Below are 18,020 nucleotides of genomic sequence, written 5' to 3' on the forward strand. Positions count from 1 at the left end.
CTTCGGCGTGAGGGCAATAGAGGGTACGATAGCCGGCGGCGCGTACCTTGAAGGCGAGGTCGGTGTCTTCGTAATAGGCCGGGGCGTATTCGTCGCTCAGTCCGCCCACGTCGTTCCAGACGGCTAAGGGAAGCGCTAGCGCGGCGCCGGCAAGATAGTCCACTTGACGGACATAGTTCCATTGCGGATCGAAAGGATTATCGCCGTTTCCGAGGTTCCAGGGCTGGCCGTTGTCCCACACAATTCCGCCGGCGTCCTGCAACTTGCCATCGGGATAGATGAGTTTGGCGCCAACCAGACCGACGCGGTCGAAATGATCGAAGACTGCGATCATTTCATCCAGCCAGCGATGGCCTACTTCGGTATCGTTGTTGAGCAGGACGAGATAGCGCCCCCGCGCGAGTTGTGCCGCCTTGTTGCAACTGCGAAGAAAGCCGAGATTCTCCGCGTTGACGATGGTTCGCGCATTGGCGATGACGGCATTGATCTCGGTCGTCTTGTCGGTGGAACCGTCGTCGACGATGATGACTTCGTACTGACATCGGCTATCGCTGAGGATAATGGATGCAATGCAATGGTAGGTTAGCTCGAATTTATTATGTACCGGAATGATGATCGAGATCTCCGGATTGGTGACCTTGGGTAACGTAAGCGCGGGAAATTGTTTACGTTGCTCATGGCCTTCATTCAGCACCTGAAGTGCCGTCATGATGTTCTTGATCTGTTTGGTCGGACTGCTTCCTGTCTCCATGACTGATCGAAGATGGGCGTGGAAGATCGCCAGGCGACGGGTCATCGTGCCAGGAAGTCCGGCGTAGAGCGAATCGGCGGCTTCGATATCCATGGCCAGATATTGCCAGGGCGTCATCATCGGGCGCAGCACGCCGACATAGGATGCAGTGCCTCCCTGATGATCGAGTGTCGCCACGGAAATGACATGGGGCATGCCGTCGCAAGAGTCCGCAGGAAGGCTGAACTGGAAAGAGTAGCCTCCCCTCTCGTCGTCTTTTTTCGTCTCGGATTCGCCAACTTTCAGGCCATCGACGAAGACCGCAAACGATAATGTCGAGGGCGAGAGCATGTCGCTGCGAAACTCGCCGCTCAGCACATAAGCATCCACGGAATGGATAATGGCTTGCCAGACCGGTTGAGTTTGGACGCTAAACTTGGGGGTACGAATCAAAGAGCCGGTTTCCGCGTCCGTCAGTGTGAGATGATGCGGTTGACCATCTTCAAGTGGCTTCAGGAGACGGATCTTAAATCCATGCTGACCATTGCCGATTCCCGCTTCCTTTAGATCCTCGCGCAGTTGTTCCGCGACTCCCTCGCCGACGAGATCCTGCCCGTCGTAGACGCGAACTTTCATTGCTCGAATTGGCGTTTGATTATCGAACGCCCAGCCAAACAGTTGTCCACCGCTATAGAGGTCGATATGGCCAACCAGTCGTTTTTTACTAGGTCCTTCAACCGGATCGGTTACATCGACAGGAGCTGGTATTGACCCTTGATTCATCATCTATTCCTGATCATTTGATGGCTGTCGATCTCGGCATCGCGCACGCCCGTGGTTGATTGTACGAGAGTTCGAAGGAATTGCGTGGCGGTCATCGGGCATTCGACGTCCCCCTGGAAGACCAAAAACCGAGAGAACCTCAAGGTGGCAAGTTGGGTTAGCATGCAATGCCTGTCGACAGCAACGAACCGGAACAGCTGCATGTCTGACCAGATCCGGCAGTCCGCTCCTTCTCAATGGATCCTCAAATGTCAAACCAGCCCGTGAGTTCCGAGCACATCCTGAAACAGCCCGCGCCAAGTCCCTCTCTTCAGGAAGCCCCCGCCACGCACCCGCAAACGCCCACGACCAAGCCGCCTTCACAGCGCGCTGTCCGTCTGGCGATCGATGTGATCGTTCGAGTCGAAACCGGGCTGTTTTTTATTGGCGGATTGTACGATCCGGACCATGAAGTGGAAACCTTCGGTCTGCTCGCGTCGGGACAATTGGACACACTGATTCCGTTCTCCCCGCCACACCCAGCCCTGAGAATTCAGACACGGTTGCGCCCCGTGCCCATGGACAACGCTTCGCCAGAGGATGTCAACCAGAACGAATTTGTCGCTTTCCTGACCGCTAAGGCGGGTATGCGGGTGCACCTGGCTGTTCGGTTGCGCAATGGCGAAACCCTGGTCCAAGCCTATCCGACGGTCGCGTATTCAGCGCTGAACGCAACGCACCTGACCCAGCTTGGCCTGCACAGCGAAGATGGCTTGCTGGAGCTGGCCGAATCGGTGCTGGATCCGAACCATGGTTTCACGGCCGCCTTGCGTAAGGAGTCGCGTCAAGCGGTGGATGGCATGCCGGGGTTGTGCATTGATCACGCCCTTTACACCGAGTCCGCTCTGCTGTGTCTGTATGGCTGGAGCGCCAGCCCCGCCCATTCGATCCGTCGGCTCTTCCTGCTCGCCCCGGAGACGCAGATCGAGCTGACCGAGCGAATTCACCGGCTGCCGCGCCCCGACCTGACCGAGATCTTCCCTGAATTGCGAGACGGAGAGTATGGTTTTTTCGGCTTGCTAGCGCTCGCGCCGAAACAGCTCTCTGGCGCCAGGCTGCACTTGGAGATGCAGGACGGCCATCGTACCACCCTCTTTCTGAAACCGAAGGTTGTCGAATGGACGGAATTTGCGGTTTTTATGCGCTCTCTCTGGTGCCACGCGATGAGCGACCTGCCGACATTACTTGGGCACTGTCGCACACTGAAGAAGTCCCGTCTAACCAAGCGGCTTACTCATCTCGCAACAAGTCTGGTCGAAACCCATCATGCCGATCTGCCGCTGAGCGTCAGCGCGCCTGCCGAACACGGAATGATTGCCCTCGATCGGGCCTGGGCGCTAGGCGCGGGCGGATGCCTGCTGACGGGTTGGCGTTTCGATCCCTACGGGACAAAGCCGCGCATATTTTTTCATTCGCCCGCGGGTCAATCCCTGGAGATCACCGATTGTCTGTTTCCTGTCCCTCGTCCAGATGTGGCCGACGTTCACCGCGATCATTTCCCCGAGATGACCGAAGACACGGGCTTTCTCTGCCGGGTGCCATTCCCCACGAATCCAGGCGACACGCGACTCATCGAGCTGCGCCGCGCACCGGGACAGTCCCGTTGGCTGCGGCTGCCGGATACCCGCGTCGCGCGCTCGGATACGTCGCTGATCAACGATATTTTGAGCTGGGTACCTCAGCCGCAAAGAATGCGACGCCGTCTTTATGCGTTGTTCAACGATCATCTAGGGCCAACCCTCGACGCCATTGAGCCCAGGTCGCCACCGGCAACCGAAGATATCGCAACGCACGCCTTTGGCGTACCGCCGGAGGCTCCACGGGTCAGCATCCTGGTTCCGCTCTACGGACGCTACGATTTTCTGCGTCATCAATTGGCTCAGTTCGCCGACGATCCGGATTTCCAAGCCGTGGATTTGCTCTATCTGGTCGATGACCCCCGTATTCTGACCGAGACGCTGGAACTGGCCTCCGCCGTGCAGCCGCTGTTTGGCGTCTCCTTCCGAGTCGCTCACGCCGGGGCCAATCTGGGCTATGCGGCGATCAACAATCTTGGTGCGCGGTTCGCTCGGGCCGATACCCTACTGCTGCTCAACTCCGACATCCTCCCGCTTCATCCCGGCTGGCTCGCCACGCTGCTCGATGCGCTGGAGCACCTGCCAGAGGCGGGCGCGGTCGCGCCGCTGCTGCTCTTTCCCGAAGGAGCGGTGCAGCATGCCGGCATGGTCGCGGGCGAGCATCCGGCATTCCCCGGTTTTCTGTTTAACCTGCATCCTGGCAAGGGGCAGGCGTGGAATGGCCCCGAAACACCCTCGGAACAGATCATGCTGAGCGCCGCCTGCCTGCTGCTGCGCACGGCCGATTATCTAGCCTGCGGCGGACTGGACGAGGGCTATCGTGTCGGCGATTTCGAGGATAGCGATCTGTGCCTGGTTCTGCGCCAGCGCGGCAGACGCCTGTATCTGGCGCCAGCCGCCAAACTCTGCCATCTGGAACGCCAATCGCAACAACTCGCGGAGCAAGGAGACCGACGGATGCTGCTGACCCTCTACAACGCCTGGCGCTTTGGCGACAAAATTCGTGCGGGGCGATTCCCTGACCCGCGTCTCGCGATGGAGGCTTGAATCGATGCGCGTCCTGATTCTGAGTCATGGCCACCCACGTTTCAGCAAGGGCGGCGGAGAATTCGCCGCCTATGCCTTATATCGAGGCATCGATGCCCGAGTCGGGGAGGAGGCTTTTTTCATCGGTCGCGCGCCGACTGCGTTCCTCGCTGCCGGCAGCGAGGTGATGGCGATCGCCCCTCGGGAATATCTTATCGCCGGACAAACCGACGCCATGGGACTACAAACCGGCATCCGGCTGGACGATGGCGGCGACTTTGCCACCCTGCTGCGAACAATCAATCCCGACGCGATCCACTTTCATCACTACCTGCACTTGGGCCTGGAACTCATTCGCGTGGCGCGGCGCCTTTGCCCGCATGCCAAAATTGTCCTGACTCTGCATGAATTCATGGCTTTATGCGTCCACAACGGTCAGATGATCAAAACCAACCACAGCCTCTGCTTTCACTCCAATCCACTGGATTGTCACCAATGCTTTCCCGAGCACCCAGTGAACGAATTGTTTCTGCGCGAACGCTACATCAAGAGTTTTTTCGCTCAGGTCGACTGTTTCATCGCCCCCAGTCACTTTCTTGCCCGGCGCTATGTCGACTGGGGGCTCCCGGCAGAACGCCTCCATGAGCAGGAAAACCTGATCGCCGACATGCCACGCTTGCCAGACCGCCCCTTGACCGAGGGAGAAACCCGCGGCCGGTTTGCCTATTTCGGTCAATTGACGCCCTACAAGGGCGTGGATCTGCTGATCGACGCCTTCAGCCGATTACCCAAGTCACTAAAAGGAGTGTCGTTGGATATTTACGGTGGCGGACTAGAGCATTTCGACGAAAAGTTCAGGCGACGCATGCAGGAACTGTTCGACGCCAACCCAAGACGAGTGCGTTGGCATGGCATTTATTCACCGGAGGAACTGCCTGGCCTGATGGCATCGATCGATTGGGTGGTCATGGGTTCGATCTGGTGGGAAAACTCACCGCTGGTGATACAGGAGGCCTTTCGCCTGGGGCGTCCGGTGATCTGTCCCAATTTGGGTGGCATGGCTGAGAAGGTCGCGCACGAAGTGTCCGGTTTACACTTTCGTGCCCGCGACCCGCTGGATCTTGCAGAAACTGTTCGGCGTGCGGCGACCGAGCCAGGCTTATGGGAGCGATTGGTTGCCGATTTGCCCAAGCCTCCAGCCCCTGAAGATGTGGTTGGCGCACATCTGGCGTTGTACGGCAGCCGCTGACGGTGATCACCTGTATCGTGAGGTTCCCTCGGCGGACAGGAGGAAGATCGGTCCCGGCGCGCGTCGGTCAGTTGGCTGCTTAGACGTGTCTTCGCCACCTGGCCGATTACCTCCACTTCTGCGATCGAGAACCCCCGTTTACGATTGGCGTGATATTTGTGGGGCTGATCGCCAAAGGCCGTCGCGATGGCACCGCTTGAATTGGCACCTCCCGCATGCGGATAATGCACTCCCACCAAAACGTACGTCTGACAAAACAGGCTTTGCTGAATCGATGAGCTCCCTGTCTTATGTATGCCGAAATGGATAATACAGCGACGCATCGCGAATCCCCCGAGCGCCTTATGCGCTCATGCAGCTTGTCGTCATGGCGACCAACCATGCGTTCATTAGCGGCCTGTCCGGAACGCGCCTGGCACCAGGCACCAGCACCAGGCACCATCAGCGTGACGCGATAGGGCAAACTGGCCATACCGGGTAAACTGGCAGTTACACCAAATCCGACATCGGACATCGGACATCGCATGAAGACGCTCCTCCTGTGTATTGGAACCGAGAAGACCGGCACGACGACCTTGCAGCGATTTCTGCATGTCAATCGGGCGCCGCTCGAACGGCAGGGCATTGCCTACCCACGATCACCGGGCTTGACCAACCACCGCGCGTTGGCGATCTACGCCATGGCCGGTGACCGGGTAGACGATGCCATTCGCGCCGCTGGTCTGCAAGAATCATTCAGGCGGGCACAGTGGCGCGTCGAATTCCGGGAGATTTTCGGCACCGAACTGGCGCGACTCGACCACCGAGTCAGCAAGGTCATCCTGTCGTCCGAACATTGTCAGTCACGGCTGGTTAGCATCTCGGAAATCCAGCGACTCCACGATCTGCTCCACCCCTACTTTGATCGGATCGAGATCCTCGTCTATCTGCGCCGGCAGGATGAATTGGCTGTCAGCCGCTACAATACCCGGATCAAGAGCGGCCAGATTTGCTCGGATGTATTCTACCCGCGGGATGCCAAGAGTCCCTATTATGATTATCGGCGCCTGCTCGATCACTGGTCCGCCGTCTTCGGCCGCGAGGCTCTGAGGCCCCGCGTCTTCGACCGTCAGCGGTTGACCGAAGGCAGCATCATCCATGATTTTGCGACGGCAGCGGGCCTGGATCTAAGCATGCTTAAGCTGACCGAGGATCGAAACTGCTCCCTGTCGGCAACCGCGCTGGAGATTTTGCGGATCTTCAACCAACTGGTGCCGGCCGACACTCCAGTGGCGGCAATCCAGGCGCTCCGCCGACGCTATATCCGGTATTTCGAGCAATGGCATCCGGGCCCAAGGCGCAGACCTTCCCGGGAGTCGGCAGTGACCTTTTATCGACAATTTGCCGAGTCAAACGCCGCCGTGGCGCGTGAATGGTTCGATGACCGAGCGTTGTTCAACGAGGACTTTTCGCACTATCCAGAGATCGAGGAGCCTGCGCGAATCGATCCCTCGGCATTGATACCGATTTTCGGGCCAGTCATCGAGAAGCTGGGCCATGCCCAACCGCGATCACGCTTGAGTGACCATGCGCCCGATCTGGAATTCGGCGACGCCAATGATCTGGAACAATTAGCCAAACTGCTTGCCAGCCTCGAACTTTGACAACGCGGCTGTGCGCTCGCGCAGACTGAAATTGACGCGCATGCTCCCTAAAATATCGATAGATTTCTGAAAGTCGTGCTATTGTATGGTCATCACATCATAGCTGGAGAAACTGCATGCATTTCCGCATTCGTGGCAATAACGTACAACTGATCAAGTCAGTCCTTAACGAAGATGCCGGCAGAACCAAGCCGACGCTCGTCGGATCAGCCAATTTGTTAACTGGTCATCTGAACGAAAAAGCTGAGGCGGCCTTGTCCGACGAAGAAAAGGCACTGGTCGCCAAGTGGCTTGAAAGACGCCAGATCCTGAACCGGAAAAAAGCCGAAGTTGAGATACTGAGTTTGGCGGAGACCATGACGGCCGCCGCAAAACTGCTTCCCGACATGGATGAGGATCTCGGTAGGGAGGTGGTGGCGGAGGTGCTGTTGGCGGCCCAGGATTTTCGGCGGGTCGCGCGAAAGCATCAATTGATGTGAAAAACCAGTTAGCCTATCCGCACCAACTCGTTCACAGCATGCTCAAGGTACTGAACCGCCCGCCAAGCACCGCCTGGCTCTCCAGCTCCACGCGCCGATCCTGGAATGCCGGCAACAGAGGATCGGTGCCGCGGGTTCCCGTCAGTTGCACATTGGCTTTGAGACGCAGGCGAAAGGGGAGGCGGTGTGTCAACAGATAGCGGATCCAGTCGCGCCCGACGAATTTCCGGTCCGCCAACAGAGAGGCGACCCGCCGCGTGGGAAAGGTCTGTTGCCAGCGCGTCAACAACGCACAGCGCTCGTCCGTGTTGGAGTTGCCAGCCTTGGGCAAGGCCGTCCAGCACAAAGGCAGCGAAAGAACGGAAAATCGCCTTCAAGCATCCGCGGATGCCGACTCCAGCCGCTCTTAACGAGCGGTTTCCAAGGCATTGAGTTGCTCGCCAACCCTGACAAGACCTTGTCGCACTGGCCCGTGACGCGGATTGATGACCGCCGCGCAGCGATAGGCGGCTTCCGCCTCGGTCCAGCGTTTGAGCTTCACGAGCGCCTCGGCGCGTCGCCAGTGGGCGCGGAAGTGCGTCGGTTGCTGGGCGATGACACGGTCAAACATTGCCAGCGCCTCGGATGCCTCATGTCCCTGATCCAGGAGTAATTGCCCGCGCCTGAACAGGAATCGGACGTCGTCTGGATGATGCCCTAGAGCGGAATCGAGGACGTGTTCGGCGGCCTCGATCGATGGTTGCTGGAGCCAGGTATCCGCCAGCTTCAGCCAATTGCCCGCAAACGCCGGGTCGATCTCCGTTCCTCGCCGGAAAGCGGCGAGCGCCTCCTCGGTTCGCTCAAGCGCTATCAGGCAGTCGCCGTATGCCTGTTGCAGTCGAGCGGACGGTTTGAGCCTTGGTGAAGCGGCGTCGTAAAGCGCGAGTGCTTCAGCGGCACGGCCCAGCTCGCGCAGCCCGTCCATGATGAAGAGATGGCTTTCAAGATGACCGGGATCCTGGTCGAGAAGCTGCCGGCAGACATCAAGGGCCGCGTCCGGCTGTCCCGCCTGCCGCAGTGCGCGTGCCAATCGGACCGAAAACGTCAATTGCCCCGGCCGGAGCGCGATGGCGTGACGCCACTCGGTTGCCGCTTCCGAGAAGTGCCCGGTGCGCTCCAGACACTCCGCCAATCCCTTTCGCCAGTCGATGTCGGCGCGTTGCGCCAGGGCGCGGCGGTAGGCATCGATGGCTTGCGCATCGTCACCCCGTTTCGCGCAGGCTTGACCCAGCAGAGCCCAATGCACTGGACGCGCGGGCTCGAGCTCCGTCGCGCGGCAGGCATGCTCGACGGCGAGGTTGGGTTGGTCGAGCCCCAACGCCACCTCGGCGCAGAGGTGGCGTAACTGCGCGTCATTGGGGTAAGCGGTCAGGCCACGTTGACACACGTCGAGCGATGCCTCCAGGCGTCCCCAACGTTGAAGAGCAAGCGCCAGTTGCTGGAATACCTGCAACGGCGCTTGATCATGCGCTGTCAGTAGCGGCTGACAGAGGCGCATGGTGTCCTGGTCGCGCCCCTCTTGCCAGGCAAGACGGGCCTCGTCCAGATCGGTGGCACGCGAGCATTTTGGTTGGCTTGCAGGGAGAATCTCGACCGCGACGGCGGCGGTTTCCAAGCCGCTGAGCATACCCCAGGATTCGGCTCGGTCCAGGAGATCGACGACGAGACGATAGCGTCCAGGGCGGCCCGGCGCGGCGACAGGAATGCTCAGCGATATCGATTGGCCCGCATTGATGGGCAAGGAAAGTGGCACGGTATCAACGGCCCACTGGACCAGGCGCGCGTAGTCGTCGTACCAATGGTAGCCCACGGACAGGGCATGATCGTTCCCCCAGGCCAGCGGGCTGGCGTTGGTTAGAACCAGGAGGAGCGAAGCGGTTTCGTCCATGGCATACACGAGCTTGGCAGGCGCCTGCCAAGTCAGCCGGCGGGCCTCGGCGGAAAGCGGAACTGCGGTTGCCGTCAACTGCGCCAGGCGTGCCTCGATCCGTTCCGCGAGCAGGTGCGCCACCGCGCCCTGCCGCAGAATCGAGGTGTGATTGCCGGGAATGCGGTCGAGGCTCATCCCGCCCGGAAAGCGTTGCGCGCAGTCTTGACGCCAAGTGTCCGAATCGGGCAGATGGCGAAAGGGGCCTTGGTCTGCGATAAATTGAGCCACCCGCCCCGGGTAGGGGTGCTCGATGGACTTGTCGATCAGGCCAAGCAGAGTCACGGCATGACCTCCGGAAATCAGAAGCCGCGCCAGTTTAAAGGCAACCTGGGCGCCCAGACTGAAACCGATGAGTACGAATGGTCCGATTAATTGCCGAGCCTGGATCTCCTCGAAATAGTGCTGCGCCAGGGCCTGGACATTTGCGTCCGTGATGGCCATGGCGTAAAGCCCACTGTCCATGGCGATGATCGGGCGATGAGGTAGGGCCGCCGCCAACGCCTCGAAGATGCCGCAAAAGTAGAGCGGTGTGCCACTGGCCTCTGGATTGAGGCGCATCAGCAAAGAGTCGGGGGCAAGTCGCGGGTGCTTGCGCCCCGCGCGGAAGGTCAAGAGTGCGCGATAGACCGTTTCTTGCAGCGTGGTGGCGAGAACGCTCGGCGGTCTTTGCTCTGTTGGCGCTGACTCGGGCGCCTGTTCGGAGAAGCGCTCGGCCAGTTGGGCAATGGTGCTGAAGCGAAACAGCGCCGCCAGCGGGAGGCGCATCCGCAAGTCCGTTTCGATGACCTGAACCAGGCGGGCGGCCAAGAGCGAATGACCGCCCAGGTCGAAAAAATCGTCGTGGATGCCAGGTGGGTCGACGAGGCCAAGCACGTCCTGCCAGAAGCTGACGAGACGGGCTTCCAGGGGGGTGCGCGGGGCGGCGGACAGCGGGTCTTGTGGCATGCGATTCGGACCCGCTGGGATCGGCAAAGCGTGGCGGTCGAGCTTGCCGTTGGGGGTCAGCGGCAGACACTCCAGCACCTTGACGGTCGTGGGGATCATGTGATCGGGCAATTGAAGCTTGAGTGCTTGACGCAGAGACTGGAGGCTGGCGTAGTGCGTCGGATCGGCAACCACATAGGCCACCAACCGCTGATCGCCGGAACGGTCTTCGTGTGCCATAACCGCCGCATCCCTGATCCAGGACGCCTGCTTCAGGGCCGCCTCGATAGCCCCCAGTTCGACGCGAAAGCCCCGGATCTTCACCTGATGATCCTTGCGCCCCATGAATTCCAGCAGACCGTCGGGGCGCAGGCGTCCCAGATCGCCGGTCCTGAACACCCGCGCGCGCGGGTCGTGGGGGGCCTCCGAGAAGGCCATGCGGGTCAACTCGGGCGCGCGCCAATAGCCCAGTGCCAGGTAGCGGCTGGTGACTTGGATCTCGCCCGTTTCCCCCTCGGGAACGGGAGTGCCGCGCTCGTCCAGGAGCGCCATGTCGCGATCGGGGATCGCCCGACCCACCGGCACGCGCGGACCCTCCATGGGCGTGTCTGAGGCGATGAACCAGTGGCGGTAAAGGGTCGCGTTCTCGGTGGAGCCGATGCCGGTATAGAGCAGGGCATCGCGCGGGAAATGACGGCGGAGGGCATCGACATCGGCGCGATCCAGCCGGTCGCCGGCCAGGTAGGCGAGCCGGATATCGCTGAGTCGCTGGTGCGTCCGCAGGGCCGCTACCAACTGCCGGAAGACCGTGGGCACGGAATGGTAGATGGTGATCCCATGCTCGGCGATGGCAGCGACCAGACCCATGGCTCCGAGTTGTCTGAACGGGAGGATATGCAACGAGGCCCCATTCAGCAGGGCGCCATAGATGTCGCGAATGGCGCCACCGACACAACCGGAATAGAGCATGGTCAGCCGGTCTTCGGTGCTCAGATGGATGGAGTTGGTATATTGCAGAACATCGTGCAAGAGGTTGCGATGGTTCTGATAGACCCCCTTGGGCTCACCGGTCGAGCCCGAGGTGTAGAGGATATAGGCCAGGCTGTCCGCGGTTGGCATCTGAGGAATAGGCGTCTCGATAGCATCCAGCGCATCCATGTCGATCAGAGGTGTGCCGGGCAGACAAAGCTTGGCCGCGAGCAGGGCATTGGCATGATCGGTGACGATGGCCGCGCTGCTGGCATGTTGCAGGATGCGTCGGTTGCGCTCCAGCGGAAAGCTGACATCCAAGGGAACATAGGCGCGCCCGGCGGCGAGCACGGCGAGCATGGCGATCGGAAAGGACGCGTAATGATCGAGAAAGATGGCCACCGGATCCGCCCCCGGCGGCAAGCCGGTCATGAGCAGTCCGGCGAGCCGCTCGACGCGAGCCCGAACCTCGCCGTAGGTGAGGCGCTGATGCCCGTCGTCGATGGCTAGGCGCCCGGCATGACGAAGGGCGATCGCGCGGAAGCGATCGAGGATGGAGTCCTCCAACGCGGAGGCGGGAAAGGGGGTGAAAGGCCGGTCCGTTGGACCGCCAAAATCCAGGGGCAGGATGGTCATGCATCCGACTCGGACAAGGGTGCGCGCGCGGCCTGGATCAGGGCGTCAACCTGATGATCGGGAACCGCCAGCGGTAGCGCGCAGCCTGGGGCGAGCATGAATGGACGTCCACGCATGCGCCGACGTAAGCCGGTGACCTCAGCCATCAGCTCAGCGGGCGAGCCGTTGAGCATGGCGCCCTGCGGATGCGGTCCGGTCGCGAGTCCGCCGGCCAGCCGCTTCGACAGTCGGACCGGATCGGGATTGCCCGCGACGGCATCATAGTGGATCACCACTGAGTCCAGGTCGAGGAACAGCTCCCAGCACAGGTCGGAGCCATGCAGATGGAGAAGATTGAAGGGCAGTGGTGCCGCCGTCAGACAGGCGCGATCGGAGTCAAGGGCCAGCGAGACATAGGGCTCGGGGGCCAGCATGGCACGTCCGGCGTGCTGAGTGACCAGGAAGATGCCATCGAGCCGCAGATCCGCCAGTTGCTCGATGGCAGCAAGGGTATTGGCTAGTAGGGTTGCCAAACCTTGCGCCAAGGCTCCAGGGTGATGCTGGGCATGCTCGCGCACGCGTGCCAGGCCAGCCAATTGCACCGCTTGGAAGAGCGGATTGAAGACCGTGGTAAGCACCGGGATCTCAGGCGCCAAGGTGCGGCGAACCTGGCGTGCCGCGCGCAGGATGTGCCCGCTGAAGCCGTTCCAGGGATCCAAGCGTCGCAAACGCTGCCAGTCGTCCGGTGTCTGGATGACCGTCGTGGTAACCTCGCGCCGTCCGATGGCATCGCCGGCCCAGCGATCGTTCAGCCCGTGATCACGCGACTGCCAGGTAGAGGCCGGCATGAGCTTGACGAAATCGCAATCGAACCGTGCCTGATGGGCGAGCGTGACCTCGGTCAGCGTATCCGCGTCCTGATCCAGGATGGGGTAATGCCGCCAGGCGGACACGGGCACTGTCGCGACGGATTCGCCGACCAAGACTGCGGAGAGCAGATCACGGTAACGTAGCTCGGGCTCTCGTGCCTGACTCATAGTTCGATCTCCACGCGCTGCTCATCGTTGGCGCCGCCACGAAGCCACTGGAAAGTCTCAATGTACGCCGCCAGCGCGGCGAGTGTCGAGGTGTCGAAGACGACGCGCAAGGACAGGCGACAGTGAAACGCCCGCTCGATGCGGGCCACCAATTGGGTCGCCAGCAGCGAATGGCCACCCATGTCGAAAAAGTGGTCATGCCGGCCAATCCGCTCCACTCCTAGCACCTCGGTCCAGATCGCGGCCAGGCGCCGCTCGGCCTCGGTTCGGGGGGCTTCGTATTCCAGCCCAGCGCGCCGATCGGTCTCCGCGGGCGTGGGCGCGTGCAGCGCGGCGCGGTCGATCTTGCCGCTCGGGGTCAGCGGAAGCCTGTCCAGCACCGTGAAGCTCGCGGGGATCATATAGTTGGGTAACATCGACTTGAGCCAAACGCGCAGGATTTCTGCGGGGGTATCCATGACAGCGGACGCATCAAGGACGACATAGGCGGCGAGACGTTTGTGGCCACCCTGTTCATGCAGGATCACAACGGCGTTCGTGACGGCTTCCTGACGCGCGAGAGCCGCTTCGATCTCGCCCAATTCGATGCGAATACCCCGCAGTTTGATCTGATGGTCGATGCGTCCGAGGAATTCCAGTTGACCATCCGCGCGTAAACTTTCCGTGTCGCCAGTATGATAGAGACGACATCCGCCTGTTGACTCAATAATGCCATGCCGAAATTCATCTCGATTCAAAGTTGCAACTTGCGGTTTTGTGAGGATCATCATTCGATTTCGTCATGATCCCGCGCGCGCGGCTCTAGGCGAAGCCACAGGAGGTTGTCAATAATAGGTCGCCAGGGCGGCGAGTGTCGATGCGTCGAACAGGGTGCTCAGAGGCAGACGGCATTCCACCTGGCGCTCGATGCGGGCGACTCAGTGAGTCGCCCGCAGTGAATGTCCACCTAGGTCAAAGAAATGGTCCTCTCGACCAATGCGCTCGACTCCCAGCAACTCGGCCAGGCGCCGTTCGGTGCCGGTACGCGGGGCCTGGTACTCGGTCTCGCCGCACCAATCTTCAACTGCGCCAAGGCACGACGGATATGCACCGGGGAAAGAACCTCGCCGCCGACCGGCAAAGACTGGAGACGCTGTAGCGCCGGGAGCAGCCCCTAGTCCACGATGACATTATCGGACAGGCGTCGGGCATCATAACGCTGCCGCAGCAGAAAACCATCCTCGCCACATCCGTCCACAGGGCGAGCGCGCTTAAACATTCCGTTTTCGGGTAGTTGACGGATGCGAGCGAGAAACGACGATCAGAGTTTCGTCGTCAGCGGGGCGGACGGCTGGGAGGCGATCGAGGATTTCGGACGCGAAAAGCGGGTCCAGACATGGCCTTGGCGTCGGGGCGGGTTTGCAACCCGCCCCTTGTCCGATGATCACGTTCGGTGGCTATATCAAACTTCTACCGTCACTCATAAAAAGCCGGCTGATTTATTATTTTTTTTAATTTACAGGATTTATGCTAATGTATGATCATCACATTATAGCTGGAGAGACCGCATGCATTTCCGCATTCGTGGCAATAACGTACAACTGATCAAGCCAGTCCTCAACGAAGAGGCCGGCAGAACCAAGCCGACGCTCGTCGGATCAGCCAATTTATTAACTGGTCAGCTGAGCGAAAAAGCGGAAGCGGCCTTGTCCGACGAAGAAAAGGCACAGGTAACCAAGTGGCTTGAAAGACGCCAGATCCTGAACCGGAAAAAAGCTGAAGTTGAGATACTGAGTTTGGCGGAGACCATGACGTCCGCCGCTAAACTGCTTCCCGACATGGATGAGGATCTCGGTAGGGAAGTGGTGGCGGAGGTGCTGTTGGCGGCCCAGGATTTTCGGCGGGTCGCTCGAAAGCATCAATTGATGTGAAAAACCAGTTAGCCTATCCGCACCAACTCGTTCACAGCATGCTCAAGATACTGAACCGCCCGCCAAGCACCGCCTGGCTCTCCATCCCCCACCAGCGTTCCAGGACGGTGGCGTAGAGGCTGCGAAAATCCAGGGTGTGGCGCGGGTTGCCGTTGCCGTCCAGGTCGGCCAGATTCGGCGCGGTGCCATGAAGGCCGCCCTTGACCCGCCCGCCCAGCACGAATTGAACGCTCGCCGTGCCGTGATCGGTGCCGCCATTGGCATTCTGCTGGGGGCGGCGTCCGAATTCGGAGTAGGTCAGGATCAAGCTGTCGTTCCAGGCATCCAGTTCCTGCAAAGCGTTTCGCAGACTCAGGAGACCGGCGGCCAGTTCCTTGAGTCGTCGGGCCTGGGTCGGTCCCTGCTGGACGTGGGTGTCGAATCCGCCCAGGCTCAGGTGGACCATGCTCAGACCAATCCGGCTCCGGTTGGCGATAATTTCGCAGGCCGTGCGGATCGACCGACCAAAGGGGCTATCAGGAAAAGCGGTCTGCAAGCGCTGTCCTGACTGTAGCTGGCCTGCCGCGCGACGAATGCCGTTTTCCAATTCGACGAGATGACGTAACGACGGCGGCGCCGGCGAGGCCGACAATGGCGCTCCCAGGCGTTGAACCTGGCGTTGAAATTGCGCGAGATTGGCCAGCGTGATCACACTCGCGTGTCCACCCCTCAAGGCGCCCGCTTCATCGCCACCGACGACGAGACCATCAATATGCCCGGCGCCAGCGCGGGGATGCGCGGCAAAGGCTCGGTCTAACCAGCCGCTGGCGAGGTATTCGTCGCTGCCCGAGGCGGTTTCCCAGATGTCCATCGAGCGGAAATGGGAGAGGTTGGGAGCGGGATAGCCGAGCCCGCGCACGAGGGCGAGTTCGCGCGCGTCCCAGATCTTCAGCAGTGGCGCCAACTGAGGATGCAGACCTTCCTGTTCGGTGAGTTTGACGATCTGGTCGCGGTGAATGGCAAGATTCGGGCGGAGGGCGCGATAGTTGGGATCGGCAAAGGGAATCAGGGTGTTGAGTCCATCGTTGCCGCCTTGCAGCGCAATCAGGATGAGCAGCCGCGAATCACGGGGGCGGGCGGTCTGACTCCAGGCCGGCAACACCCATCCCAGCGTGCCGGCCGCCAGGCTGACCTGCAGAAAGGTGCGACGTTGCATCGTTCGGCCTCTCGCGCTTATTTCAATTGATGGACGGGATCCAGCAACAGCCCCTGGACGAATTGGATCGGCGGCAGACTCGTTGCGGGTTGCCGGATGGGCGGCAATGGTAGCAGCAGTTCCTTGACCTGCTCGCGCCAGTCGTCTCCGGTCCCGAATTGTTCGACCCAGCGTTGAATCTTGAAATCCAAGGGGCGCTCCGGCAGGCTCACGCCCCCGCCGCTCTGGCGCGCGATGCGGATCGCCTCGAGATCCGGACGCTGCGCCCGCGACCATTCCCGCGCGATCCCCTGACGCAGCAATAAGGTGCGGGCGTCGAGCCAGGTCTCGCCGCCCGGCCAGCCTTTCACCGTGGGGGGCGAGAAAAGAGTCTGTCCCAGTTGGGCGGATACCTTGGCGACCTGCGCTGGATCGATGGGGGTGATGTCGAGTTGACGCTGGATGCCCGTCAGGAACTCCACCGGCGATTTGATCAAGACGCCACGAGTGGCGGGTGCCCAAAAGGACGTTGAATTCAGCAGCGAGCGCATGAGCGATTTGATCTCGTAGCGACTCTGTCGAAACAGATCGGCGATGCGCTTGACTTCGGTTTCGTCGGGCTGTGGCGAGACGAATTCGCGCCAGAGCTTGCGGGTGATCTGCCGGGCCGTTTCCGGATGCTCCAGCAACAGATCGAGCACCTGATCGCCGTCGAAGCGTCCGCGCTGACCGAACAGGGTCTTGACGCCGTTGTCGTGCCAGGCGGGCTTAAAGTGCAGAGTGCCGAGTTTCCGGTCGAGGCTCCAGCCGGTGAAGGCGCGCGCGGCTTCCTTGATGTCGGTTTCACTGTAATAACCCTCTCCCAGCGTGAATAACTCCATGACTTCACGCGCGAAATTTTCATTCGGTCGCGCTTTGCGGCTCACCGCGCCATCCAGATAGATCAGCATCGCCGGATCCTTGGCGATTTCATGCAGTAAGGCATCGAAGCGCCCCAGTGCGTGAGCGCGCAGCAGGGTATTTTGACGGTACATCAACACCGGGGAGCGGACCTTGTTCAGCGCGGAGACAAAGTGGCCGTGCCAGAAGAGCGTCATGCGTTCGGTCAGCGGCGACGGCGTCACGCGCATTTCAGTCAGCCACCATTGGCGGAGCGCGGCTTCCTGCTGGCGCCGGGTTTCCTGTCTCAGTCGCCGCTGATCCTCGGTCAGATCGCGCGTCGCCGCTGGCGGCGGATAGATGGCCGCCCAATCGGGGGGCGAGGTGCTGGCCTGAATCCGGGTGTCGGCGAGCAGGCGCTCGACGCCGTCGCTCCGGGAGAGGGCCGCAAACCGCTGGATCTCCGTCCAGGTCGGGCCAAATCCGGTTCGCGCCAGGAGATGGCGCGCCTCGTCGATGCCCATGCCATCGGCGAGAACTCCGGCAATCTGGCCGAGCAGAAACAGCAGAAGGAGTCCTCGGCGGATGTTCATTAGAGTAGATCGCGTTGCTGAAGGGCGGTCCGCAAACGCTGCCAATTGGCGCGAATGTCCTCGGCCAGCCTGCGCGTCTGTTCGTCGGGCTCCGTGGTGGACAGCCATTGCGCGACTTGCTGGATCTGCTCCGGCAGTGTCCGCGCCGCCAATTCCGCCCGGAGCTGGGCGAGCCGCTGACGGTTGGCCAGCCAGCGATCGATCTCGGCCAGCTCGGCGGGGCTGCAATTGGCTTTCAGGGTCGCGGAGACGGTGAGGGCCGTCTTGTCGATCATGCCAAGATTCGTGCGCTGCCGCTGGCCGGTTGCCGGGTCGAGACTGAGACGGAAAACATGAACCTCGTGGCCGTGAAATTGAAATTGCATCGCTTTTAGAGGATCGTCAAGTGGTGAACCGGGCGGAAAGTCGCCGGAGGGTCGGCTCA

14 protein-coding genes and 1 pseudogene are annotated in these 18,020 nt (G+C 60.9%); 6 read left to right on the forward strand and 9 right to left on the reverse strand.

Annotated features, from left to right (window positions below; all coding sequences use genetic code 11):
* The coding region (locus tag CCR95_RS04585; RefSeq protein WP_242523056.1) for a glycosyltransferase family 2 protein at nt 1-1,516 on the reverse strand (1,516 nt) is incomplete at its 3' end.
* Nucleotides 1,517-1,761: 245 nt separating this feature from the next.
* Between CCR95_RS04585 and CCR95_RS04590 the strand changes: the two genes are divergently transcribed.
* The 4 genes from CCR95_RS04590 to CCR95_RS04605 all read left to right on the forward strand — a co-directional run bounded on the left by CCR95_RS04590 (nt 1,762) and on the right by CCR95_RS04605 (nt 7,526).
* The gene (locus CCR95_RS04590) at nt 1,762-4,176 is read left to right on the forward strand and encodes a glycosyltransferase (RefSeq protein WP_201092274.1); all 2,415 of its coding nucleotides are present in this window, start codon (nt 1,762-1,764) and stop codon (nt 4,174-4,176) included.
* Nucleotides 4,177-4,342: 166 nt separating this feature from the next.
* Nucleotides 4,343-5,404, forward strand: a complete 1,062-nt coding sequence (locus tag CCR95_RS04595; protein WP_242523060.1) for a glycosyltransferase family 4 protein — start codon at nt 4,343-4,345, stop codon at nt 5,402-5,404.
* A gap of 524 nt (nt 5,405-5,928) precedes the next feature.
* Nucleotides 5,929-7,047, forward strand: a complete 1,119-nt coding sequence (locus CCR95_RS04600; RefSeq protein ID WP_201092276.1) for a hypothetical protein — start codon at nt 5,929-5,931, stop codon at nt 7,045-7,047.
* 116 nt (nt 7,048-7,163) lie between these two features.
* Nucleotides 7,164-7,526, forward strand: a complete 363-nt coding sequence (locus tag CCR95_RS04605) for a hypothetical protein (protein WP_201092278.1) — start codon at nt 7,164-7,166, stop codon at nt 7,524-7,526.
* Between the two features lie 31 nt (nt 7,527-7,557).
* Here CCR95_RS04605 and CCR95_RS04610 read toward each other — a convergent pair whose 3' ends face one another.
* The 4 genes from CCR95_RS04610 to CCR95_RS04625 all read right to left on the reverse strand — a co-directional run bounded on the left by CCR95_RS04610 (nt 7,558) and on the right by CCR95_RS04625 (nt 13,567).
* Nucleotides 7,558-7,857, reverse strand: a complete 300-nt coding sequence (locus CCR95_RS04610; protein ID WP_201092279.1) for a hypothetical protein — start codon at nt 7,855-7,857, stop codon at nt 7,558-7,560.
* Between the two features lie 75 nt (nt 7,858-7,932).
* The gene (locus CCR95_RS04615) at nt 7,933-12,024 is read right to left on the reverse strand and encodes an amino acid adenylation domain-containing protein (protein ID WP_201092282.1); all 4,092 of its coding nucleotides are present in this window, start codon (nt 12,022-12,024) and stop codon (nt 7,933-7,935) included.
* Nucleotides 12,021-13,040, reverse strand: a complete 1,020-nt coding sequence (locus CCR95_RS04620) for a uroporphyrinogen decarboxylase family protein (RefSeq protein ID WP_201092284.1) — start codon at nt 13,038-13,040, stop codon at nt 12,021-12,023. Before CCR95_RS04620 ends, CCR95_RS04615 begins: the two co-directional genes overlap by 4 nt.
* The gene (locus tag CCR95_RS04625; protein WP_338115351.1) at nt 13,037-13,567 is read right to left on the reverse strand and encodes a phosphopantetheine-binding protein; all 531 of its coding nucleotides are present in this window, start codon (nt 13,565-13,567) and stop codon (nt 13,037-13,039) included. Before CCR95_RS04625 ends, CCR95_RS04620 begins: the two co-directional genes overlap by 4 nt.
* Between CCR95_RS04625 and CCR95_RS25150 the strand changes: the two genes are divergently transcribed.
* Complete coding sequence (locus CCR95_RS25150; protein WP_242523057.1) at nt 13,556-13,696, forward strand: hypothetical protein; 141 nt, start codon at nt 13,556-13,558, stop codon at nt 13,694-13,696. The genes CCR95_RS04625 and CCR95_RS25150 overlap by 12 nt on opposite strands.
* A 168-nt stretch (nt 13,697-13,864) precedes the next feature.
* Here the strand turns inward: CCR95_RS25150 and CCR95_RS26260 are convergent.
* Nucleotides 13,865-14,035: pseudogene (locus tag CCR95_RS26260) on the reverse strand (phosphopantetheine-binding protein).
* A gap of 552 nt (nt 14,036-14,587) precedes the next feature.
* Here CCR95_RS26260 and CCR95_RS04635 point away from each other — a divergent pair.
* A complete protein-coding gene (locus CCR95_RS04635; RefSeq protein ID WP_201092288.1) occupies nt 14,588-14,950 on the forward strand; it encodes a hypothetical protein in 363 nt (120 codons plus the stop codon).
* A 31-nt stretch (nt 14,951-14,981) separates the two neighbouring features.
* On the opposite strand, the gene CCR95_RS04640 is transcribed toward CCR95_RS04635, so the two are convergent.
* The 3 genes from CCR95_RS04640 to CCR95_RS04650 are packed head-to-tail and all read right to left on the reverse strand — an operon-like array spanning nt 14,982 to nt 17,961.
* Nucleotides 14,982-16,145, reverse strand: coding sequence for a DUF1501 domain-containing protein (locus CCR95_RS04640; RefSeq protein ID WP_201092289.1), 1,164 nt, complete (start codon nt 16,143-16,145; stop codon nt 14,982-14,984).
* A gap of 17 nt (nt 16,146-16,162) precedes the next feature.
* Complete coding sequence (locus CCR95_RS04645) at nt 16,163-17,596, reverse strand: DUF1800 domain-containing protein (protein WP_201092290.1); 1,434 nt, start codon at nt 17,594-17,596, stop codon at nt 16,163-16,165.
* Nucleotides 17,596-17,961, reverse strand: coding sequence for a hypothetical protein (locus CCR95_RS04650; RefSeq protein ID WP_201092291.1), 366 nt, complete (start codon nt 17,959-17,961; stop codon nt 17,596-17,598). The genes CCR95_RS04645 and CCR95_RS04650 overlap by 1 nt, the downstream gene beginning before the upstream one ends.
* Nucleotides 17,962-18,020 lie beyond the last annotated feature (59 nt).

Source organism: Thiocystis minor (assembly GCF_016653465.1).
In the GTDB taxonomy this organism is placed as follows: domain Bacteria; phylum Pseudomonadota; class Gammaproteobacteria; order Chromatiales; family Chromatiaceae; genus Chromatium; species Chromatium minus.